Origin of the sequence: Telmatobacter bradus (assembly GCF_048629425.1) — a bacterium.
GTDB classification, from domain to species: domain Bacteria; phylum Acidobacteriota; class Terriglobia; order Terriglobales; family Acidobacteriaceae; genus Telmatobacter; species Telmatobacter bradus.
Genome location: NZ_CP184533.1, coordinates 55,147 through 78,432, shown reverse-complemented (window position 1 = coordinate 78,432; position 23,286 = coordinate 55,147). Strand labels below are relative to the sequence as shown.

The following is a 23,286-nucleotide window of genomic DNA, read 5'->3' as shown; positions in this document are numbered from 1 at the left end:
ATGTCCTCTTGTTGAATCTAAGAGTTCCCGACAAGGAAGGAAAGAACGATGCCCGTCGGTTTCCTCTCAGCAGAACAGCGCGAGAACTACGGTCGTTATACCGGAGTGCCGTCGTCTCAAGACCTCGCCCGCTACTTCCATCTGGACGATGCCGACCATGCTCGGATCGCAAAAAAGCGCGGTGACCACAATCGGCTCGGTTTCGCCGTACAACTAAGCACGGTGCGTTACCTCGGCATCTTCCTGGACGATCCGATGACAGTGCCGGGCGCAGTACTGCACACGCTGGTCAAGCAATTACACCTCGATCCTATGAATGGCACATCAGCCTACAGCACAGGTGAGCAACGCTGGCTACATGCGGCGGAGATTCGAGAGTCTTACGGATACGTTGAGATTACCGAGCAGCGTGCGGCATTTCGCCTTACCCGCTGGCTCTATGCACTCTGCTGGACTGGTACCGACCGGCCAAGCGTGCTATTCGAGCGAGCAATCACCTGGTTGGTGATGCATAAGGTGCTGCTGCCCGGTTGTAGCACCTTGGAACGCTACATAGCGCGATTGCGAAGCCGGGTAGAGGAAAGACTGTGGCGCTCGCTTGCCAGCGGCGTTGGCTTTGAACAACAGAAGAGGCTGGAGAATCTGCTGGTCGTGCCTGCAGGTACTCGCAGTTCACAACTTGATCGCCTGCGCGCTGGCCCTTTGACGGTCAGTGGTCCATCGCTGGTCAAGGCTCTCCTGCGACTGCGTGCGGTGCGTGACTTGGGCATCGTGCTGCCGTCAGTAGCGCGGATACCAGCGATCCGAATGGCAGCATTGGCGCGGTTCGCAGGAGCTGCCAAGGTCAGCGCAGTGCTTCGTTTGCCGAATCAACGCCGCTTGGCCACTCTGGTCGCCTTCGTGTATTGTCTCGAAGCCACGGCACAGGACGACGCATTGGAAGTACTGGAAGCTCTGCTGCGTGACTTGTTCGGCGATGCCATCAAGGCCGACAAGAAAGCACGCCTGCGCACACTGAAAGATTTGGATCAAGCCGCAGCTACGCTGGCTTGTGCCTGCGAGATGATGCTCGACCCCAACTTGCCGGATACCGAGGTGCGCGCCAAGTTGTTTGAGAAGATTCCACGCGACACACTTACCCTGGCACTTCACGGGGTGAACACCCTGATCCGGCCCGCCGACGATGTTTATTACCGGGAGCTGGATGCCAAGTACAGAACGGTGCGCCGTTATCTGCCAACCCTGCTCGAACACATGCACTTTGACGCGAACGTCGCGGGCAGACCGGTAGCCGCCGCCATCGATTGGCTACATGCCAATATCGCAGTGAAAAAGCCGGACTCGGACGCCCCGCTCGAAGTTGTGCGCAAGCCCTGGCAGCGACATGTTCTGCGCGAAGACGGAAGTATTGACTTCCATGCCTATACATTCTGTGTGCTGGACGAATTGCAGACCGCGCTCAAGCGGCGCGACGTATTCGTGCCACAGAGCTGGCGCTTTGCCGATCCCCGCGCCGGCCTGCTCGACGGCGCTGAATGGGAGGCCACTCGGCCGATCATATGCCGGACCTTGGGACTGACGGCAGACCCCACACCGACACTGAATGCCTTGTCCGCTGAGCTGGACCGCACCTATCGTGTCGTGGCAGCCAGACTGCCGGACAATCCAGCAGTACGCTTCGAAACAGTCGGAGATAAGAACGAACTGATACTCAGTCCCTTCGATAAGCTGGACGAGCCCGCTTCATTAATTGAGTTACGCAACAAAGTGGCCAGCATGTTGCCCCGTGTCGATCTGCCGGAATTGATTCTGGAGATTGCCGCGCGGACCGGCTTTACGGATGCCTTCACCCATATCTCGGAGCGCACGGCACGGGCAACCGACCTGCACATCAGCCTCTGCGCGGTGTTGATGGCGGAAGCCTGCAATACAGGGATCGAGCCGCTGATTCGTGGCGATGTGCCGGCGCTTCAGCGCGACCGTCTGTCTTGGGTAGACCAAAACTACATCCGCGACGACACACTGACGGCAGCCAACGCCATGCTGGTAGCGGCGCAAAGCCGTCTTGCGTTGGCCAATCTGTGGGGCGGTGGAGAAGTCGCTTCTGCGGATGGCATGCGCTTCGTGGTTCCGGTGCGAACTGTACATGCCGGGCCCAACCCGAAATACTTCGGCATCGGCCGTGGCGTCACCTGGTACAACCTGATGTCGAATCAGTTTTCAGGACTGAACGACATAACAGTGCCCGGCACGCTACGCGATAGCCTGATCCTGTTGGCCGTGGTTCTGGAACAGCAGACCGAATTGCAACCCACGCAGATCATGACCGACACTGGCGCCTACAGCGACGTGGTGTTCGGTCTGTTCCGCCTGCTCGGCTACCGCTTCTGCCCGCGTCTGGCCGACGTTGGCGGCTCACGGTTCTGGAGGATAGATCAGAAGGCCGATTACGGTTCGCTCAACTCAGCCTCAGCGCATCACATCAGTTTGCAGAAAATTGCACCGCATTGGGACGATATGCTCCGTTTGGCTGGCTCGCTCAAACTCGGCCGGGTGCCAGCCACCGGCATCATGCGTACACTCCAGGTTGGCGACCGGCCTACCCGGCTGGCGCAGGCCATTGCAGAGTTCGGTCGTATCGATAAAACCCTGCACACGCTGACCTATATTGACGACGAAGCCAAGCGCAGAGCCACGTTGACTCAACTCAACCGCGGCGAAAGCCGTCACAGCGTTGCTCGTGCAGTCTTCCATGGCAAACGCGGCGAACTACGCCAGAATTATCGCGAAGGCCAGGAAGACCAACTGGGCGCACTTGGTCTGGTACTCAATATGATTGTGCTTTGGAACACCATCTACATCGAGGCCGCATTGAATCAACTGCGAGCGGATGGATGCCCCGTGAAGGACGAAGATGCCTGCCGTCTATCGCCACTGCAACACGAAAACATCAACATGCTGGGTAGGTATTCATTTTTGATGCCGGATGCCGTGGCCAAAGGAGAATTGCGGCCACTGCGCAATCCAGAGGACGCCAACTCGTGAAAATCCTTAACCCGGTTTTCCGTTCCACTGCGCCTCGAACCCCAAGTTGGGTGCCGCTCTGGGGCATGAGGTCTCGCACCAAAGTGCGCTTGCACCGGAGATGAAGCCAGAACAGAAGCAGGAGCAGGCCGTCACGCCACAACACGAGATCGCGCCGGAGATCGAACAGAGCTATGACATCGGCTTGGGACTTTGAGGGGAGCAAGGAACTGGAATAGAGCACCGGCTTAGAAAGCCGGTGCTCTATCCGGGCAGGCGTTTTCGTAGAGCCACGTTTTGAAAGGCCGGTGCTCTATCGCGAAAGTTCTATTCGGGTTTAACTCGGGGATGGCTTCCTGAGTACAAGCCGTCGGGTAAGTCCGACCACCACTTGCAGAGGCTCGCGAGTGAAAAGCAAACCTCCGGAAGAACGAACCCAATAAAGTAGTCTCGAGTCCACACAGGCGCAACCAGTGTGATACGGAACCATAAGCCAAGCGCAACCAGACCGATAACAGCGGCTAGGCATGTAGCGATCTTTTTCCAGCGTGTAAAGCTGAGCACTGTCACACCTGCCGCAAACAGAGTGAGCAGAACAGACCGTATACCAATGGGGCTAAATGGCGACGCTACCAAGGGGAGAATGAAGAAAGTTGTGAAACCCCGATACATCACGTATGCGACCATCATCATGCTTGAGATGACAAATATCACACTTTTCATTTGTTGTTTCCTCTTATTGTGCAGCTGTACCTGGGTACAAGAATTTGAAATCTCCTATCATCCAGTAGTAGATGTAGTCTGCGCCCGCAATTTTCCCAATCAGACTTTTAGCGCCATTCGCTAGCGCTTGATTACAGGCGGTCAAGCCATTTACCTGCGCCGAAGTTAAGGTTACACTGCCCGGAGATACGTTTGCTGACGCTTTTACACCTATTTGTGCATAGCAGTCATCGTGTACATGGCAATAATGATCTAGTTGGTTTACTTCGACTCCTCCTCCACCCGGACCGCAGTAATGAGTTCCGAAAAATCGTTCATTTGGATCTCCCCAGTTTGCATAAGCTACGCCGAAGTCGAGAAGTTCCGCGATGCTAGCTACGGTGTATTGCAAGATATTTGATGAATCTAGAGATCCGTTATTTGAACCATTATCTATGTTCTGGGGAAGACCTACGTAATAGTCACCATTGGCGTTCTGGTAAATGATATTTCCATCTGGGTCGTGTGCAATTGGGTTATATCCAGGCGGTGGCGGATCATTCGGATTTGGCGGAATGGGGTTATCTACTACCGGAGATGATCCGCCATCTCCGCCACCGCCATCTCCGCCACCGCCATCTCCACCACCGCCATCTCCACCACCGCCATCACCGCCACCGCCATCACCGCCACCGCCATCACCGCCACCACCGCCACCACCGCCATCTCCGCCTTGCTGATCTCCGCAGCTATCGCACTGCATTAGACCTAGTAAGTCCGTATACTTTAAGGGGTTATTTGCGACGTAGGTATAGAGGTTAAGTGTTTGTGGGTTCTTCAAGTTGGCGTAGCGTTCGCCGGAAGGATCGGGAGACATCCAGCGGCCTAACGCAGGATTATAGCTGCGGTATTTGTAGCTATTGAGGCCCGTTTCAGGGTCGTACTGCTCGCCGTTTGTGAACGGAATCGCTTGAGCGGCAGAGGAATGAATGGTTTGCCCAAAGGGAGAAACATCGCTTTGGGCAATGACTTCACCTGACGCAGAGAATTCTGTTCGTGTGGTACCGAGTGGATCGGCAACGTAATAGGTTACCCCAGTTCCGCGTATTGCCGCGATGCGCCTTCCCGCAGCGTACAGGTAGTCCGTCCAGGTGCCATTGGCGGCGCGTTCTGCCAGAAGGTCGTTCCCTAAGCGCACTTCTTCCGTAACGGCCTTGCCAATTCTCTTTTGGAGGCGATCTCCTTCTGCAGAGTAAACATAGCGGATGGCCCCGTTGTCGACCTGAGAAATTCTCCCTTCGGCATCGTACTGGTACTGATGTGAACCGTCGAAGGTCATCTCACCGGCCTGATCGTAGGTGAGGCCGGAATCAGCGCCGATGCGGTTCGAGGCATCGTAGGTCTGTGCGAATGGAAGGTCGTCCTTCAAATCGATATTGCCGAAGGCATCATAGTTGTAACCGTGCTTTAACTCTCGTTTGGGTTCCGCATATCCAGAGACGCGAAGCAGATTGTCGTAGCTATAGGCAAGGGTACTTGCAGGATTGAGCGCGTCCTTGAGGCGGGCGATACTTCCGTCCTTTGTGTAGGAAAAATGCTTGTCGAGAACGAACTGGTCTCCCCACCGTAGAACGCGAAGATTGCGTAGATTTCCCTGGCGATTGAAGATGGTTTCAACTGTCAGGTTGTTTCCCAATTGAGCGCTTTGCAACGCGTTTGATGCGCTGAACTGCGCTTTGGACAGATATACCGTTCCATCCTCATCTGTAATCGAGCTGAGTTTTCCTTTGTCATCTCGGAGCAAAAGAACGACACGCCCGTCTGGATAGTGAATTTCATTCGTATGTCCTGAGGTATCGTACGTGAGCGAAACGTGGTAGTTATTCTTTCCTTGCTGGATCAGATGATCCAATGTTCCTTGGTCATTGTAAAAATAGGTGCGTTTTGCGCGAGGACCGCTAGACGTGTCGAGATAAGACGCGGAAAGCTTTCCCGTCTTGTCGTCATAGACATAAACGACCGATGGATCACCGTTGGAATACTGCTTTCCTACCAGGTTTCCCTTCTGGTCCCATGTGTAACTGGTGATAATACCGCGCGCATCGGTTTTTGTGACGATCTTTCCGTCCTGCCGGTAGGTGTAGGTGGTCACGCCGCTTTCTGGACTTGAGGAAGAGATCAGACGGTTCAGCTTGTCGTAAGTAAAAGTACGAATGCGTGGCGTATCGCCCTTTTGGCCGTGCTGCACAATCTGTGTCAGCGTACCTTGGGCATTCCTTGTATATTCGGTCTCGATGGTCAGATTGCCGTCTTGGTCTGGCTCGAGGATCTTGGTAAGCCGTCCTTGCGCGTCGTAGGTTCGTTCAACTTTCGAGGAACCTGCGTGAAACTGCCGAGCACTTCCCACTGCTTTCATGTGTGCCCATGTGGATGATGAAGCCCGCGTATGAATGCTGCTCTGTAAAGTAACTGTTGTGCCGGATGAGCTTTGCCCTTGCGCTACAGCACAGAGAAAAGCAAATAAAAAAAAGAAAATCCAGACAGATACAGCTTTACCGCAAAAAAAACTTTGTCTTAGTCATGAAAGAGTCTCCTTGTGCGTCGGTTAAACCGGCGAGGTGCGGTGGTCCCTGTTCAGTTCGTCGTCGAGGCGGTGGGAATGCGCAGGAGTAAAACAAGAATATTTCTTGTCTGGGAAGTATCTCCGGTGACTTGGTGCTTGTCAATAGTTAATGGCATAAGGACGTCCAGGTAACCATGCAAGTTTACTATTTATGCAATAAGTCAACGCCGTGCAAGGACGAATGGACAAGGAGCGATCCGGGATAGATCAGGTATGGGCATTTCAAGTACAAGATCGCGTGTTTTGTTGGGTGTACAAATCCAACGTTTAGGCTCTGTGCGTGTTCCTTGATCTCTTTCCCTTGTTTTATTCATGCTGGCTTTGGGTCACAAATGGTAAGTTTTGACCCACGACCGCCGCGCCGTGTTTTCAAGGGCTTGCATGGGTCAAATATCAAGGCCATAATTAAACCATGAAATACGGCTATGCCCGCGTATCGACTGACGACCAGAGTACAGCCTTGCAGCTCGCGGCCTTGAAGCGGGCCGGATGCAAGACGTTTTTCAAGGACCAGGGCCTGTCAGGAGCCACGACCAAGCGCCCTGCCCTGCTCCGTTGCCTCAAGTCATTGCAGGACGGCGACACGCTCATCGTCTGGAAACTTGACCGCCTGGGCCGCAGCTTGCGCGACCTGATTGCCATGCTCGACGACCTCAAGGAGCGCGGCGTCAAATTCCGTTCCCTCACCGAGCAGATCGACACCGAGACGCCGACAGGCCGGGCCATGTGGCAGATGATTGGCGTACTGGCCGAGCTGGAGCGCAGCCTCATCAGTGAACGGACCCGCGCCGGGGTGAAGGCCGCGCAGCGCCGGGGCGTGAAATTCGGACGTAAGCCGAAATTGACCCCGCAGCAGATCGCCCACGCCCGCAAGCTGATAGACCAGGGCGAGGACCGGCAGAAGGTTGCCGACCTCTTCAAAGTCGGGCGGAAGACCTTATACCGGGCGCTTGCGGCGTGAGACGGCCTTGGGCTTGCGGATGCCCTCGTCTTCTTCGTTGGCATTCTGGTTGTACAACTCATTGAGCTTGCCTTGGAGTAGTTTCTTGTCCGGAAGCATTGTCTGATATTCGGCGATCAGCGCCGGAGACAGCGTACGGTTCAGGGCATATTCCACGACCTTATCCTCTTTGCTGGCGCACAGCAGTACGCCGATGGAGGGCTGTTCATGCGCCTTGCGCACGTCGCGGTCGAGAGCCTCCAGGTAGAAGCTCAACTTGCCGAGATATTCCGGTTCAAACCGAGTCACCTTGAGTTCCATAGCGACCAGGCAGTTAAGGCCGCGATGAAAGAAGAGCAGGTCCAGCGCGAAGTCTCGCGTACCCACTTGCAACGGATACTCGGAACCGACAAAGCAGAAGTCTCGGCCAAGCTCCAGCATGAAATCTTTCATGTGGTCGAGCAATCCACGGTGGAGGTCGTTTTCGGTATGCTCCTGCGGCAAGCCGAGAAATTCGACGGAGTAGGCGTCCTTGAAAATGCTCGCCGCCTCTGGGTGTATTTCTGTCACCGACGGTGAGACTTTTACCGGGGAGAGCACGGTGTGCTCAAAGAGAGCAAGGTTGAACTGCCGCTCCAACTGGCGGCTTGACAACCGCTCCCGTATCGCCATCCGCAGATAAAATTCGCGTTCCTCGGGTCGTTTGCTCTGGCCGAGGATGATGAGGTTGTGCGTCCATGACAATTGTCGTGGCAGTGCCGCGACAATTGCATCGCTGTGGTATGTTTCATATAACTGCTTCATTATGAACAAGTTGGATCGCGTAAAACCGCGTTGCCCCGGCTGCGTCTTGGCAATGTATTGAGCCAGTTGTGGCACCACGCCTTCGCCCCACTCGGCGGTTTCGATCTTGCGACTGATGTACTCGCCTACCTGCCAGTAGAGATCTATCAACGTGGTATTGACGGCCTGAAATGCCCGTTGCCGAGCGGCTGTAATGAGGCCAATTAAACCTTTTCGTGGGGTTGAAAAAAAATAGCCTCTTTGAGTTTTGCTGGATGACGCTGATAGCTTCTATCTATGGATCCGGCTCAACTTGCTCCTGTTCTGACTCCGCATGGTCACCTCTCTCTGGCAGAGGAAGAAGGCGCGACTCCATTGGACGCGCAGCTTGTGCAACGGCTGCGGGAGTCATTCACGCGCGGCACCGGCCATGGACTGCTGCAACTTGGTGCCGGTGAGGTGGGAACGGCGCTGCCCGCCGTCTTTTCCTATTGGCGGGAGTTTGCCGCCCGCTACGTGACCACGCTTTGCGCACACCGCGATGCGCACTCCGACACTGCGGCGGACCCTCACCACATGTCGCCGGTTGCGCCGCCAGCGGATGCCGAGTTGGAGGGTTTGGCCATGGTCGCGCCGTTGATGACCGGGGCCGAGTATCTGACTGCGGATGTTTTACGCGCGCTGTGGTTGGAGACAGACAAGGCCTTGCAGGCGGAGTTCACGGAAGCCAGCAGCGGAGTGCCAGAGTTCGGCATTCAGGCATTTCTGCGGCAGCGCAATCCGGCCTGGAATCTGGTCGGCCGGGTCTGCTTTCATCTGGCGGAAAACCGCGGCGATGATGAATCACCTTTTGCCTTTCTGGCCACCTACACCGCACGGCTCTCGGCCCACTCCAAAGCGCAGCATCTTCCGCTGGGGCAGGCCCTGCGTGAGTATGAGGGCTCGGCCGATCGTTTGCTCTCCCTGCTGCTTCCCGTGCAAAGGGCTGCGGAAAGCTGCGCATGGCTGAAGGAGATGGTCGATACAGGCGACATTTTTCATCCCTTGCGCTGGACGCCGGCCGATGCTGCGCAATTTTTGCGCGACTGCCCGCAGCTAGAGCAGGCGGGCATCGTGATTCGCATGCCGGCCACGTGGTCCGCTCATCGTCCGTCGCGCGCCAAGGTTTCCGCCAAGGTGGGCAGCTCGGTGCCTTCGCTGCTGGGGCAGGATGCGTTGCTCGATTTCCGAATGGAAGTAACGCTCGACGGTGAAACGCTGACGGCAGCTGAGATTCGCAAACTGCTGGCCGGAACCGAGGCGCTGGCGCTTGTACGCGGGCGTTGGGTTGAGGTGGATCGCGAACAGCTTAGCCGCGTGATGGACCGCTTCAGTGCGGCGGAACGCGCGGCCGCCCGCGACGGCCTCAACTTTGGCGAAGCCATGCGCCTGCTGGCCGGAGCGCAGATTGAGCCCGGCGACGTTGCCGCCGAGGTGGAAGCCGATTGGGCGCAGGTGACGGCCGGCGACTGGCTGGCTGAAACCCTGAAGGCGCTGCGCCGGCCGGAGGCTCTGGAGGCGATTGACCCCGGCACCGCACTGCAGGGAACGTTGCGACCTTATCAGCAAGTGGGCGTGCGCTGGCTTTATCTGCTGGCCAAGCTGGGGCTGGGCGCTTGCCTGGCCGACGATATGGGATTGGGCAAAACCATTCAGGTGCTTTCGCTGCTGTTGGTGCTCCAGCAGCAATCCAGCGGCAGGCCCAGCCTGTTGGTGGTTCCGGCTTCGCTGCTGGCCAACTGGGCCTCGGAGTTGGAGCGCTTTGCGCCCAGCCTGAAGGTGAAGATTGCGCACACCTCGGCGGCTTCCAGCGAAGAGCTGAAAAATATGCAGGCAGAAGCCCTGACCGGCGTGGATGTGGTGATTACAAGTTATGGCTCACTGCTGCGCCTGCCCTGGCTTACCGAAACCAACTGGCGTCTGGCGGTGCTCGACGAAGCGCAGACCATCAAGAATCCCAACTCCAAGCAGACCCGCGCCGCTAAAAAGCTGAAAGCAGGCTCGCGTTTTGCGCTGACCGGCACGCCGGTGGAAAACCGCCTGGGCGACCTATGGTCCATCTTCGACTTCATTAATCCCGGCCTGCTCGGTTCGCCCAAGGAGTTTAGCAAGTACACCAAGCGCCTGGCCGAGCGCAAACACAATCCCTATGGGCCGCTGCGCGAGTTGGTGCGGCCGTATATTCTGCGCAGGCTGAAGACCGATAGAGCCGTCATCGCCGACCTGCCGGACAAGACCGAAGTGAAGGCCTTCTGCCAGCTCAGTCGCAAACAGGCGGCGCTCTATGAGCAGACGGTTACAGCCCTGGCGGAGCAGCTGAACTCCGCCGAAGGAATGCAGCGCAAGGGCTTGGTGCTGTCATTCCTGATGCGCTTCAAGCAGATCTGCAATCACCCCTCGCAATGGCTGGGCGATGATGCCTGGAGCGAGGCCGACAGTGGCAAATGGGCGCGGCTGCGCGACATTGCCGAAGTGATTGCGGCTCGCCAGGAAAAGGTGCTGGTCTTTACCCAGTTCCGCGAAATGACGGCCCCGCTCGCATCTTTTCTGGGCTCCATCTTTGGGCGGCCGGGGTTGGTGCTGCATGGCGAAACACCGGTGAAAAACCGCAAGGAACTCGTGCGGCGCTTTCAGGAAGACGAAACCGTGGGCTTTTTTGTGCTTTCGTTGAAAGCCGGCGGAACCGGACTGAATCTGACCTCGGCCTCGCATGTGATTCACTTCGATCGTTGGTGGAATCCGGCGGTGGAGAATCAGGCCACCGACCGCGCCTTCCGCATCGGCCAGAAGAAGAATGTGCTGGTACACAAGTTCGTCTGCAAGGGTACAGTGGAAGAAAAGATCGATCAGATGATCGAGTCCAAGCGGCAGGTTGCTGAGGATATGTTGGAAGGCGACTCCGGCCTGCTGCTGACCGAAATGAAGGACGACGAGTTGCTCAGAATGGTGGCGCTGGACCTCAGTGCGGCGCTCAAGGAGACATAAGAAATGTACGGTGGATTCAGTTGGGCGCCCTATGTGTCGGTGGCGGAGCGTCGGCTCAACGCACTGCGCAAGCAGGAAAGCCTGCGCCAAAAAGGCCAGCAGGTTTCTCCGGTGAACATCGAGGGCCGCGCCATAGCAAAAACCTTTTGGGGCAAGGCATGGTGCGACAATCTTGAATCCTACAGCGATTATGAAAACCGCCTGCCCCGCGGACGAACCTATGTGCGCAACGGCTCGGTGCTTGATCTTCAGATTGCTCCGGGGCAGATCAAGGCGCTTGTCAGTGGATCGATCATTTACAAGGTTGAAGTCAAAGTCCATCCGGTTGCGCAGCCGCGCTGGCAGTCGATCTGCACGGACTGCGCGGGTTCCATCGATTCGCTGGTTGAGCTGCTGCAAGGGAAGCTCTCCAAGGGCGTGATGGAGCGCATCTGCCAGCAGCAGAGCGGACTGTTTCCGTCTCCCAAAGAGATCGAACTCGCCTGCAATTGCCCGGACTGGGCGGAGATGTGCAAACACATTGCGGCGGTTCTCTACGGCGTCGGCGCTCGTCTGGATCAGCAGCCGGAACTGCTCTTCCGTCTGCGTGAAGTGGACGAGAAGGAACTGCTGGCCAGCGCGGGCAAATCGCTTTCCAGCGCGAAGAAAACACCGTCATCCGCTAAGATTCTCGATGGAGAAGACCTCTCCAAACTCTTCGGGCTGGACATGGCTGAACCTGACTCCGCGCTGCCGACCAAAACAGTTCGCGCCAAGACCGTTCGTACCAAAACTGTTCGCGTCAAAACTGTTCGCACCAAGGACGCTCAGGTGCAAGCTGTGCCCGCGAAAAAATCGAAGCCTGCCAACGCAAAAACCAAGCCGCGGCAAAAGGCCGCAAAAGCCGTGGGGAAGAAAGTGTCTGCCGCGTCAGCGAAGGGCACGGCGAAAAAGAAATCAGTTGCGGCGCCTGCAAAATCCCAGTCGGCCAAAACGGCTGCGCCCAGGAAGGCTGCCGGAAACTCCACGGCAAAACGCGCAACCTCTACCAGGAAGAGCTCCGTTGCCACAAAGAAGAAAAAGATCGCGGTCGTGGCAGAAAAAGCCAAGCCAACAAGGAAGACCCAAACGGTACGCTTTTGAACCATCGAAGTGCCGTGGGCCCACAAGGTTACAGCGGGTTCAGATTGAATCTGGAACTTTTTGTGGTCAAACATACCACTAAACTGCCCTATATATTAGGTTAATTGATAGTTGAAATCAATTTTACCTTGTATATTAGGTTTTATGTTGTCGCTATTCTCGATAGGCGAGCAGATCGCCGTCCAGCGCAAGTTGCTTGGCCTCAGCCAGGCCGCGCTTGCGAAACAGGCAAAAATTGGGCATTCCACCCTTGACGCGCTGGAGAATGGTCGCATCGGAGAGCTTGGCTTCTCCAAAATTGCCAGACTCCTGTCGGTTCTCGGACTGGAACTGAAGATTCAGGAAGCAGCGGGACGTCGCCCCACGCTGGAGGAACTCATGGAAGAGGGTCGTGATGATCAAGATCTGGACCGACAGCGCTGAGGCTGGCTTGCTCGACCGTTCCGGCGAGCGTGGTAGCACCTTCCTGTACCTGCCCGAAACCATCGGCACGCGAGCAGTTTCAGTCACGATGCCGGCGCGCCTTGCGTCGTGGGAGGTGCGTTTTGGTTTAGCTCCCATCTTCGAAATGAATCTTCCAGAAGGCGTGCTGCGCGAGCGGTTACGGCTTGATTTTGCGAAAGTCACCGGCACCTTCGACGATTTTGATCTTCTGGGCATCGTGGGCCGTTCTCAGGTCGGCCGCATACGCTACACCGGACAGAAAGAAAAGCTGGAGGAGGATGTCCCTTTCCAGTCTGTTGATGAGATTCTGGCGCGGCGGCGCGGTGGCGATCTGTTTCGTTCTCTCGTCGAGCGCTTCGCCTCTTTCTCTGGTATTAGCGGTGTCCAGCCCAAAGTGTTGGTTCGGGATGAAAAGGCCTTCGCGCCCCATAGAAGTGAGACGCGGCTGTCGCAAAGCTATCGGGGTGCGACGCATATCGTGAAATTCTGGGAGCCGAACGAATATCCGCAACTGGCGGCGAACGAGTATTTTTGCCTGAAGGTTGCCGCAAAATGCGGGCTTGACGTGCCCCATTTCGCGCTTGCTGAGGATGCGGATGCACTGGTTATTGACCGTTTCGATCTTCGTCCTGATGGGACGTATCGCGGCTTTGAGGATTTCTGCGTACTCAATGCCAAACGCACCGATCAGAAATACAGCGGCAGTTACGAAACTTCTATTCTGAAGCGGTTCCAGCAGTTCGCAAATTCGCCGCATGTCTATGCCGACCTCGAAAAGCTCTTCACGCTTATCGCTCTTAACTGCGCACTGCACAATGGCGATGCGCATTTGAAGAACTTTGGAATTGTCTACGACGATGTACTCGGAGAAGCACGCCTGGCTCCGGTCTATGATCTTGTGACGACCTCAGTCTATTTGCCAAGAGACAGTATGGCGCTGACGCTTAACGGAAGCACTCGATGGCCCTCTGCAAAGGAACTTCAACGGCTTGGTGAAACGCGCGCCGGGGGCACTCCGTCCCAGGTAAAAAACATTCTGAGACTTATCGCGGAAGCAATCCATAGCACTTCCGCAGAGATGCGCGCCTACATGAAGGAGCATCCGGACTTCGCGGAGATTGGTGGTCGCATTCTTCTGGAATGGGAGAAGGGCACGGCTCTTTCGCTTCAGTCTTCCTGAGCAAGTATCCAGCTGCGCGCTGGACCGGTTCGTGCCGGCCTTGCTAAGCGAGCGGCTCTCCAATTGGTGTAGCTCTTGTCAACATGCGGGAGCGTGCGGGTATTCTCATTGCGGAGGAATTTATGTTGCAGCGGCAGTTCGTAATTCTTACTTCAGTTTTGGCAGCGGCCATGGCCATTCCTGCGCAGGAGTCTACTTCGCTCAAGGACGCTTATCGCGGCGATTTCTACATTGGAGTGGCTCTCAATGCAAATCAGATCACGGGAACGGATGTGCATGGCGCGCAGATTGCCGTGGAACAGTTCAATGCAATCTCACCGGAGAATGTACTCAAGTGGGAGAAAGTTCACCCACAGCCGAACAGCTACGACTTCAAGTTGGCCGATCAGTACGTGGATTTTGGCACGCGTCATCATATGTTCATTCTTGGTCATACACTGGTCTGGCATTCTCAAACGCCATCTTGGGTATTTCAGAATGAGCAGGGCGGAACGATCAGTCGTGAGGCTCTGCTGCAGCGCCTGCACGATCACATCTTCACCGTCGTGGGCCGCTACAAGGGGCGCATTCAAAGTTGGGATGTGGTCAATGAAGCACTCAATGACGACGGCACGCTGCGCGAATCGAAGTGGAAGCAGATCATTGGTCCGGAATATCTGATCTATGCCTACAGGTGGGCGCATGAAGCTGACCCCGCGGCCGAACTCAACTACAACGACTACAATCTGGAAAATCCTGCCAAGCGTCAGGGCGCACTCAGGTTGATCAAAACGCTGCAGGCAAACGGCATCCATATAGCGGTGGTTGGCATTCAGGGGCACGACAGTTTGACGTGGCCTTCCATGAATCTTGAAGAGCAGACCATTGAAGATTTCGCCGCTCTGGGCGTGAAAATTGCTATCACGGAGTTAGATCTGGATGTGTTGCCCAGTGTTTCGCAGGCGACTACTGCCGATGTTTCCTACCACGTAGAATCAGACCCCAAGTTGAATCCATACGTCCATGGATTGCCCGAGTCCGTGCAGAAAAAATTGACGGAACAGTATGCGAATCTTTTCAGGGTCTATCTGAAGCACAAGAACGTAATGAGTCGCGTCACGCTATGGGGCGTGGCCGATGCGGATTCCTGGCGCAATGATTGGCCCGTTCAAGGCCGTACAAGCTATCCGCTGCTGTTTGACAGGGAAGATAAGCCGAAGCCGGCTTTTTATGCCGTGCTGCAAGTGGCCAGCGAGGTGCCACACAAGTAATAAACGGCTTGATTAGCAGCTTCCATCCGGCACCGGTCCTTTGTGCGCAGAAAATCGCGCGCCACTCCGACTTTGGACGGATTACAGGGGATATGTTTGTCTCCTAGCATGCTCCAGAACCAGAAAAGGGCATGTGAAAAGGGGAAAACAGTACGATGCGGCCAATGCAAAAACAGCTTTTCTCCGCAGAAATGCTGGTTCTGGCTGCGGCTCTTCTGTTGTCTGGATGCGGAGACAGCGCGAGCTCGGTGGCCAGCTCCAGCACGAGTACTAGCACAAGCACGAGCACGGGAACTGGATACGTGGCAGGGGCAGATACCAGCTCGCTTGCCATTCGCGGTGCCGATGTCGGGTGGTCAACGCAATTAGCCTCCATGGGATACGTGTGGGAAGACCAGACGCAGACGCAGCTTTCCGACCTGCAGATCCTGAAGAATCATGGCGTCAATCTGATCCGCATCCGCACCTTTGTGAATCCGTCCATTGTGGCTGGCACGCTCGGCGTCGGCAATCTGAATCAGGCCGGAAGCATCGCGCTGGCGCAGGAAGCGGCGGCGATGGGATTCCAGGTCATGATTGACTTTCATTTGAGCGATACCTGGGCCGATCCCGGCCATCAGGCACCGCCCGCAGCCTGGGCCAATGATAACTACGCCGAGCTGTTGACGGATGTTTCCAGCTACGTGACCGGCTTTATGCAGGCTCTTGCCGCTGACAATATTTATCCGCAGTATGTGCAGATTGGCAACGAGATTGATCCGGGCATGCTCTTGCCCATTGGCAGCACGAGCAATCCAACCCAGTTGGCAGGATTGATTAACGCCGGGTATAGCGCGGTGAAGGCAGTGAGCCCGACGTCGAAGGTGGTGATTCACACTTCAGTGGTGGACAACTTGGGGTTCGAGGCGCAGTGGAACGGAAAACCGGGTTAAGGATTTTCACGAGTTGGCGTCCTCTGGATTGCGCAGTGGCCGCAATTCTCCTTTGGCCACGGCATCCGGCATCAAAAATGAATACCTACCCAGCATGTTGATGTTTTCGTGTTGCAGTGGCGATAGACGGCAGGCATCTTCGTCCTTCACGGGGCATCCATCCGCTCGCAGTTGATTCAATGCGGCCTCGATGTAGATGGTGTTCCAAAGCACAATCATATTGAGTACCAGACCAAGTGCGCCCAGTTGGTCTTCCTGGCCTTCGCGATAATTCTGGCGTAGTTCGCCGCGTTTGCCATGGAAGACTGCACGAGCAACGCTGTGACGGCTTTCGCCGCGGTTGAGTTGAGTCAACGTGGCTCTGCGCTTGGCTTCGTCGTCAATATAGGTCAGCGTGTGCAGGGTTTTATCGATACGACCGAACTCTGCAATGGCCTGCGCCAGCCGGGTAGGCCGGTCGCCAACCTGGAGTGTACGCATGATGCCGGTGGCTGGCACCCGGCCGAGTTTGAGCGAGCCAGCCAAACGGAGCATATCGTCCCAATGCGGTGCAATTTTCTGCAAACTGATGTGATGCGCTGAGGCTGAGTTGAGCGAACCGTAATCGGCCTTCTGATCTATCCTCCAGAACCGTGAGCCGCCAACGTCGGCCAGACGCGGGCAGAAGCGGTAGCCGAGCAGGCGGAACAGACCGAACACCACGTCGCTGTAGGCGCCAGTGTCGGTCATGATCTGCGTGGGTTGCAATTCGGTCTGCTGTTCCAGAACCACGGCCAACAGGATCAGGCTATCGCGTAGCGTGCCGGGCACTGTTATGTCGTTCAGTCCTGAAAACTGATTCGACATCAGGTTGTACCAGGTGACGCCACGGCCGATGCCGAAGTATTTCGGGTTGGGCCCGGCATGTACAGTTCGCACCGGAACCACGAAGCGCATGCCATCCGCAGAAGCGACTTCTCCACCGCCCCACAGATTGGCCAACGCAAGACGGCTTTGCGCCGCTACCAGCATGGCGTTGGCTGCCGTCAGTGTGTCGTCGCGGATGTAGTTTTGGTCTACCCAAGACAGACGGTCGCGCTGAAGCGCCGGCACATCGCCACGAATCAGCGGCTCGATCCCTGTATTGCAGGCTTCCGCCATCAACACCGCGCAGAGGCTGATGTGCAGGTCGGTTGCCCGTGCCGTGCGCTCCGAGATATGGGTGAAGGCATCCGTAAAGCCGGTCCGCGCGGCAATCTCCAGAATCAATTCCGGCAGATCGACACGGGGCAACATGCTGGCCACTTTGTTGCGTAACTCAATTAATGAAGCGGGCTCGTCCAGCTTATCGAAGGGACTGAGTATCAGTTCGTTCTTATCTCCGACTGTTTCGAAGCGTACTGCTGGATTGTCCGGCAGTCTGGCTGCCACGACACGATAGGTGCGGTCCAGCTCAGCGGACAAGGCATTCAGTGTCGGTGTGGGGTCTGCCGTCAGTCCCAAGGTCCGGCATATGATCGGCCGAGTGGCCTCCCATTCAGCGCCGTCGAGCAGGCCGGCGCGGGGATCGGCAAAGCGCCAGCTCTGTGGCACGAATACGTCGCGCCGCTTGAGCGCGGTCTGCAATTCGTCCAGCACACAGAATGTATAGGCATGGAAGTCAATACTTCCGTCTTCGCGCAGAACATGTCGCTGCCAGGGCTTGCGCACAACTTCGAGCGGGGCGTCCGAGTCCGGCTTTTTCACTGCGATATTGGCATGTAGCCAATCGATGGCGGCGGCTACCGGTCTGCCCGCGACGTTCGCGTCAAAGTGCATGTGTTCGAGCAGGGTTGGCAGATAACGGCGCACCGTTCTGTACTTGGCATCCAGCTCCCGGTAATAAACATCGTCGGCGGGCCGGATCAGGGTGTTCACCCCGTGAAGTGCCAGGGTAAGTGTGTCGCGTGGAATCTTCTCAAACAACTTGGCGCGCACCTCGGTATCCGGCAAGTTGGGGTCGAGCATCATCTCGCAGGCACAAGCCAGCGTAGCTGCGGCTTGATCCAAATCTTTCAGTGTGCGCAGGCGTGCTTTCTTGTCGGCCTTGATGGCATCGCCGAACAAGTCACGCAGCAGAGCTTCCAGTACTTCCAATGCGTCGTCCTGTGCCGTGGCTTCGAGACAATACACGAAGGCGACCAGAGTGGCCAAGCGGCGTTGATTCGGCAAACGAAGCACTGCGCTGACCTTGGCAGCTCCTGCGAACCGCGCCAATGCTGCCATTCGGATCGCTGGTATCCGCGCTACTGACGGCAGCACGATGCCCAAGTCACGCACCGCACGCAGTCGCAGGAGAGCCTTGACCAGCGATGGACCACTGACCGTCAAAGGGCCAGCGCGCAGGCGATCAAGTTGTGAACTGCGAGTACCTGCAGGCACGACCAGCAGATTCTCCAGCCTCTTCTGTTGTTCAAAGCCAACGCCGCTGGCAAGCGAGCGCCACAGTCTTTCCTCTACCCGGCTTCGCAATCGCGCTATGTAGCGTTCCAAGGTGCTACAACCGGGCAGCAGCACCTTATGCATCACCAACCAGGTGATTGCTCGCTCGAATAGCACGCTTGGCCGGTCGGTACCAGTCCAGCAGAGTGCATAGAGCCAGCGGGTAAGGCGAAATGCCGCACGCTGCTCGGTAATCTCAACGTATCCGTAAGACTCTCGAATCTCCGCCGCATGTAGCCAGCGTTGCTCACCTGTGCTGTAGGCTGATGTGCCATTCATAGGATCGAGGTGTAATTGCTTGACCAGCGTGTGCAGTACTGCGCCCGGCACTGTCATCGGATCGTCCAGGAAGATGCCGAGGTAACGCACCGTGCTTAGTTGTACGGCGAAACCGAGCCGATTGTGGTCACCGCGCTTTTTTGCGATCCGAGCATGGTCGGCATCGTCCAGATGGAAGTAGCGGGCGAGGTCTTGAGACGACGGCACTCCGGTATAACGACCGTAGTTCTCGCGCTGTTCTGCTGAGAGGAAACCGACGGGCATCGTTCTTTCCTTCCTTGTCGGGAACTCTTAGATTCAACAAGAGGACATCACTCCCTACGCACCACCAACAACTTTGGAGTTCGCCAGATGCATCGCCCATATGCGTTTGACCTGACTGGCGCTGCACCCAGTCAACTCGACTGTTCGCTTGATGGTTTGGCCCCTGCTGCGAAGCGCAACAATGCGTTGGTGGGCCGCAGTATCTGGCACGCGACCGGCGTATTTGCCTGCCGCTTTGGCAAGCTGGACGCCCTGACGTTGCCGTTCGCGGCGGATCTCATAGTCTTCGCGGGCCATTTGCAAGGCCAGCTTCAAAAGCAGATCCTGAACAGTCTCCAGAACGATTTTTGCGACACCATCGGCATCGGCCGCAATGTCGGAGAGATCGACCAACCCCGGCACCGCCAGCTTCGCTCCTGTGCCCCTGATCCTGCTCACGAGCTGTTCGGCCTCGGCCAGAGGCAGTCGGCTTATCCGGTCGATCTTCTCGGCGACGACCACCTCGCCGGGTTGCAGGTCGGCGATCATGCGCAGCAGTTCTGGTCGGTCGGCGCGAGCACCCGAGGCCTTCTCGCGGTAGACTCCGGCGACATAGTAACCAGCCGCACGGGTGCTTTCCACGATGTCTGATTGACGAGTGAGATCCTGCTCGTCGGTGCTGACGCGCAGGTAGAGGCGAGCGATTCTCATAGGAGCTTGGCCAAGTTGGGTATACATCAATTGACCAACTCTAAACCATGAGGCCAAGAAGCACGAAAGCCATATCTATTTGGCCATCGGCAATTTGGCTATCCTTCTTGGCCTCTGGCAGGCTTGGGAAGCTGTTCTCTGAATAACAGCGGAAAATTTCTGCACAACGATCACACCCCACACGAACAGTCGACCTTATCCACTTCCAACGCAGCATCTCCCGAATCGCCCTCTCTGGGTTTTCGAAAGGTCAGCGCGTAGAACATGCCGTTCTTCAGCGATTCGAGGTGCACTTCTTGCATCTCGGGCGGCACAAGACTAATGGGAGCGCTGACCGGTTCCTTGCGGTTCTTGTAAAAGCTACCGAGCCCTTTTTCATAAACTTCCTTTACATGCTTTTCGGATTCATCGGCGATGAGCAGGAGACTTCCTGGCTTGGCGACGCGAATCATCTCTCGGATGGCTTGGGCGCGGTCGTTGAAGAAGTTAATGCCGCCAACATGAAACACCACATCGAAGCTGGCATCTACAAAGGGAAGCGTCTCAGCATTGCCGAGGAAAAGATCAGCATCCATCCCCCAGCGGCGCAGATTGACTTGGCAGTTTGCCAGCATCTCGGGCGACAGATCGAGGCCGGAGAGTTTGACCCCGTGGGGCAGATATTTGAAGTTGAGTCCGGTGCCCACCGAAGTCTCCAGCACCGAATCGCCGGGCTTGACCTCCAGCAGACGCATGTAACTGAGAAAATAATCCTCCAGGTCGAATCCTTTGAGCGGACTATATACGCGCTGAATGTCGTTGTAGAATCCGCCGATGAGTTCGTATAGGTGGTTGTATTTGCCGTTGTCGCCGGTAAGATCTTGTGGCTTGAGAAATCTCGGAATGCCGCTCAGTACCGGGAAGCTTTCGCCTGCATTACTGACCAACGCCTCATCCCCCGGTTCGCCGGCCACTTGCAATGTCTCTCCGGTAAAGGGGCTTTGCAGTCGAGCAACAGCCTCGCGCCGATCAGCCCAACTGCGTTCGGGGAGGGGATGAAAGAGCGCCCAAACGGCTAGGAACAACGCGCCTCCGAAGCAGGCGTAACCGGCGATTGTACTGTTTCGGAAGGCCATGGGCAGCGCGACGCCGGTGAAGCGACCGATCAGTTCGAGGGCCATGGCAAGAACGAAGCCTGCGCCGAGGAAGGCGGTCGTGGCGCGCGATTCGCGGTTCCACATCCATACTAGCGTGGCTGCAAACCAAGCTATAAGAACCGTCTTCGGTCCGGCCTGTGGAACCACGCCAGCGTGCAGTGCGACAACAAGCGCGGGGATGGCAACCGTCGCCAGCGGAAACGGCAGCGTGGAGAAAAATCCCGCCAGACGGGGACTGACCAGCCGGTGAAAGGTCAGGGGTAAAATGGCCAGCACGGCCGTTAGCAAGGCCAATACCAAGTAGCCCATTGCTTGCTCCGGAGCGTTGAGTGGAAATTTGCGCCAGTTGACGACGAGACCAGGAAAGAAGGTGATTGCGAGCAGCCAGAGAAAACCCCGGCGCGGCTTCTGCGTACCGACAAACCAGACGCCCGTGATCGGGCCGGTCCACGCGCCCACCACGGAGAGAAAATTGCCGGCAATGAAGAGGCTGACGACGGCCCAGGCAACAATCTGAGAGGAGCGGTCAGAACGAATGGTGGAAGGCATCTTGCGGTTCTCCTTTAGTAAAGTGCGTGAGGCTTGTGCGTCCGGGGTGCAATTTTCACGAGTTGATCAGGACTCTTCGTGATCGTTTCTGTTTGCTGAGCGGGCGTAATTCCGACGGCTTCCATCGCAGTGAGTTGGGCAATCGCCGACTCGCCCCATTCGAGCGCGGCGCGGGTCATGGCCATGCCAAGGTTCAGGGTCAGCATCCAGTAGGGCAGGTGAGGGTTTTGCGATTGCTGCTGATTGGCGGCTTTCTCAATGTCTTCAAACATGGCCATCGACTGTTGGTTCCTGCGTTGCAATTCACGCACGTGCTCGAGTGCCACGCCTGGCGTCGCCTCACGGCCAAAAAACAACTTGAGCATGAATTCATTACGCGGTGGATCGTTCTGAAAGGGCTGAGACAGCCACTCGCGGAGACAGAGACGCCCAGTATCGGTCAGCGTATACTCCTGCCGTTGCTTGCCCGGGCCAGAGGTCGACTTGCTGGGCAGAATCAAGCCTTCTGCTGCCAACTGCTTCAGGGTCGGATAGATTTGCCCGTAGCTCTCACCCCAAAAACTGCCGAAGTTCTCTTCAATTGCCTTGTGAAGATCGTAACCAGATTTGTTGGGTTCGATAGAGAGCATGCCGAGGATGACATAGGCGGTTCTATTGTGCTTCATACATCTTCAAGATATATCTAACAGATATAAAGCTCAAGAAAATTCATTTTCTTATTGGGGAGTGGTCTCTCCGATCAGTGAGCTGCTTCAAATCGCGCCTTCAAAGCCGCCGAAATGAGATTGTCGGAGAGTTTGGCGTCGAAACGCATACAGCTACGCTGTCTGGGTTCTGAGCTTGCTTAACCCGGTTCTCCGTTCCACTGCGCCTCAAACCCCAACTTGAGCACGATGGAGTGGTTCTACGATCTGCTGAAAGCCAACGGCGCAGAGTGGGATGTTTCCGGCTTTTCCGACTACGACGGATACAGCGAACTGGCGACGATTGCCATGGATTTACAGACCGTTGCCAGCCGCTACAGCAAACCGGTCATGCTCTGTGAAATTGGCTACACCGAGAGCGACGCCATGGGAACTGCCGAGGACGTGAAGACGGGTTTGCAGCTTGTGGCATCGGTGTCGAATAGCCAGGGGCTCGGCATTGTTTACTGGGAGCCGGAGGCGCCCAATAACGCTTCTACAAGTGACTACACCATGGGCGCGGTCAGCCAACCCAGCACCGGCCTGCTGCAATTCAATCCGGCGATCGATCAGTTTCTGTTCACCGGCACGACCTCCGGCAATCAGGTCATCAACCCAGAGTTCGCCTCCGGCAGCAATGGATGGCAGATCACCACAAGCACTCCGGCTGCCATCGGCACAGCGGCAGGCGGCAATGGAACCATGCTCTCGGTGGCATCCAGTTCGAGCTATGCCGTAACCCTTTGGCAGGATGTGAGCGGAATTCCTGACGGAACCTATACGCTGGCGGCCATGGTGGAAAGCAGCGGGGGATTGAGCACCACGCAGATGTACGCGCTACCCACGGGAGGAAGCACGACGACCGTCAGCCTGCCGACGTCCAGCACCTGGACGCAGGTGCAGATCACCGGGGTTCAGGTGATCAATAATACGGCCCAGATGGGCTTTACGCTCAACGGACCCTCCGGCACGTGGGTCAGGATCGAGTCTGTGAGCTTGACCGCGAATTGAAGACCAGCGAAGGCGCTACGGGAAGCGGCTACAGCAGGGTGTTTCGTTTGCGGCAAAGAAAAATCGCTCCAATCCGACTTAAGTAGGATTCGGAATGTTCGAATGCAGGCGTAGGATCGGCGCGGTTTGAGTTGTAGGTATGTTGAGGCGCGAGACGGAGAGAGGTTTCGTAATTGGAATCGTTTACACC

Annotated in this window: 14 protein-coding genes and 1 pseudogene; 9 read left to right on the top strand and 6 right to left on the bottom strand. The window is 56.5% G+C overall.

All coding sequences use genetic code 11. The features are described 5' to 3' along the window. The first annotated feature begins 48 nt into the window (after positions 1-48). A complete protein-coding gene (locus ACOBR2_RS21270; protein WP_420237746.1) occupies positions 49-3,045 on the top strand; it encodes a Tn3 family transposase in 2,997 nt (998 codons plus the stop codon). A gap of 715 nt (positions 3,046-3,760) precedes the next feature. On the opposite strand, the gene ACOBR2_RS21265 is transcribed toward ACOBR2_RS21270, so the two are convergent. After that, the gene (locus ACOBR2_RS21265; RefSeq protein WP_420240058.1) at positions 3,761-6,142 is read right to left on the bottom strand and encodes an RHS repeat-associated core domain-containing protein; all 2,382 of its coding nucleotides are present in this window, start codon (positions 6,140-6,142) and stop codon (positions 3,761-3,763) included. Between the two features lie 619 nt (positions 6,143-6,761). Between ACOBR2_RS21265 and ACOBR2_RS21260 the strand changes: the two genes are divergently transcribed. After that, positions 6,762-7,310 carry a recombinase family protein gene (locus tag ACOBR2_RS21260; RefSeq protein WP_420240057.1) on the top strand — a complete coding sequence of 183 codons (549 nt, stop codon included), beginning with the start codon at positions 6,762-6,764 and terminating at the stop codon, positions 7,308-7,310. Here the strand turns inward: ACOBR2_RS21260 and ACOBR2_RS21255 are convergent. Further along, positions 7,287-8,297 carry a PDDEXK nuclease domain-containing protein gene (locus ACOBR2_RS21255; protein ID WP_420240135.1) on the bottom strand — a complete coding sequence of 337 codons (1,011 nt, stop codon included), beginning with the start codon at positions 8,295-8,297 and terminating at the stop codon, positions 7,287-7,289. The two genes, ACOBR2_RS21260 and ACOBR2_RS21255, sit on opposite strands and share 24 nt — an antisense overlap. 72 nt (positions 8,298-8,369) lie before the next feature. On the opposite strand from ACOBR2_RS21255, the gene ACOBR2_RS21250 reads away from it, so the two are divergent. The 6 genes from ACOBR2_RS21250 to ACOBR2_RS21225 all read left to right on the top strand — a co-directional run bounded on the left by ACOBR2_RS21250 (position 8,370) and on the right by ACOBR2_RS21225 (position 16,024). Further along, positions 8,370-11,096: a DEAD/DEAH box helicase gene (locus ACOBR2_RS21250; protein ID WP_420240056.1), complete on the top strand. Its 2,727-nt coding sequence runs from the start codon at positions 8,370-8,372 to the stop codon at positions 11,094-11,096. A gap of 3 nt (positions 11,097-11,099) precedes the next feature. Next, entirely contained in the window at positions 11,100-12,218 is a 1,119-nt protein-coding gene (locus ACOBR2_RS21245; protein WP_420240132.1) for a hypothetical protein, read from the top strand. 111 nt (positions 12,219-12,329) lie between these two features. Further along, positions 12,330-12,641 carry a helix-turn-helix domain-containing protein gene (locus tag ACOBR2_RS21240; RefSeq protein ID WP_420240131.1) on the top strand — a complete coding sequence of 104 codons (312 nt, stop codon included), beginning with the start codon at positions 12,330-12,332 and terminating at the stop codon, positions 12,639-12,641. Further along, positions 12,613-13,842 carry a type II toxin-antitoxin system HipA family toxin gene (locus ACOBR2_RS21235; protein ID WP_420240134.1) on the top strand — a complete coding sequence of 410 codons (1,230 nt, stop codon included), beginning with the start codon at positions 12,613-12,615 and terminating at the stop codon, positions 13,840-13,842. Before ACOBR2_RS21240 ends, ACOBR2_RS21235 begins: the two co-directional genes overlap by 29 nt. 122 nt (positions 13,843-13,964) lie before the next feature. Continuing rightward, positions 13,965-15,092, top strand: coding sequence for an endo-1,4-beta-xylanase (locus tag ACOBR2_RS21230; protein ID WP_420240130.1), 1,128 nt, complete (start codon positions 13,965-13,967; stop codon positions 15,090-15,092). A gap of 164 nt (positions 15,093-15,256) precedes the next feature. Next, complete coding sequence (locus tag ACOBR2_RS21225; protein ID WP_420240129.1) at positions 15,257-16,024, top strand: glycosyl hydrolase 53 family protein; 768 nt, start codon at positions 15,257-15,259, stop codon at positions 16,022-16,024. Between the two features lie 6 nt (positions 16,025-16,030). Here the strand turns inward: ACOBR2_RS21225 and ACOBR2_RS21220 are convergent, their stop codons facing one another. The 4 genes from ACOBR2_RS21220 to ACOBR2_RS21205 form a co-directional block, all read right to left on the bottom strand. Beyond that, positions 16,031-19,027, bottom strand: a complete 2,997-nt coding sequence (locus ACOBR2_RS21220) for a Tn3 family transposase (RefSeq protein WP_420237746.1) — start codon at positions 19,025-19,027, stop codon at positions 16,031-16,033. Positions 19,028-19,081: 54 nt separating this feature from the next. Further along, positions 19,082-19,717: a recombinase family protein gene (locus ACOBR2_RS21215; protein WP_420240059.1), complete on the bottom strand. Its 636-nt coding sequence runs from the start codon at positions 19,715-19,717 to the stop codon at positions 19,082-19,084. A gap of 170 nt (positions 19,718-19,887) precedes the next feature. Further along, on the bottom strand, positions 19,888-21,402 hold the full coding sequence (locus ACOBR2_RS21210) for a methyltransferase domain-containing protein (RefSeq protein WP_420237744.1): 1,515 nt from the start codon (positions 21,400-21,402) through the stop codon (positions 19,888-19,890). A gap of 14 nt (positions 21,403-21,416) precedes the next feature. Continuing rightward, positions 21,417-22,067, bottom strand: a complete 651-nt coding sequence (locus tag ACOBR2_RS21205; RefSeq protein ID WP_420237743.1) for a PadR family transcriptional regulator — start codon at positions 22,065-22,067, stop codon at positions 21,417-21,419. A 210-nt stretch (positions 22,068-22,277) separates the two neighbouring features. On the opposite strand from ACOBR2_RS21205, the pseudogene ACOBR2_RS21200 reads away from it, so the two are divergent. Beyond that, positions 22,278-23,096, top strand: a pseudogene (locus ACOBR2_RS21200) (glycosyl hydrolase 53 family protein); the annotation flags it as partial. Between the last annotated feature and the right edge of the window lie 190 nt (positions 23,097-23,286).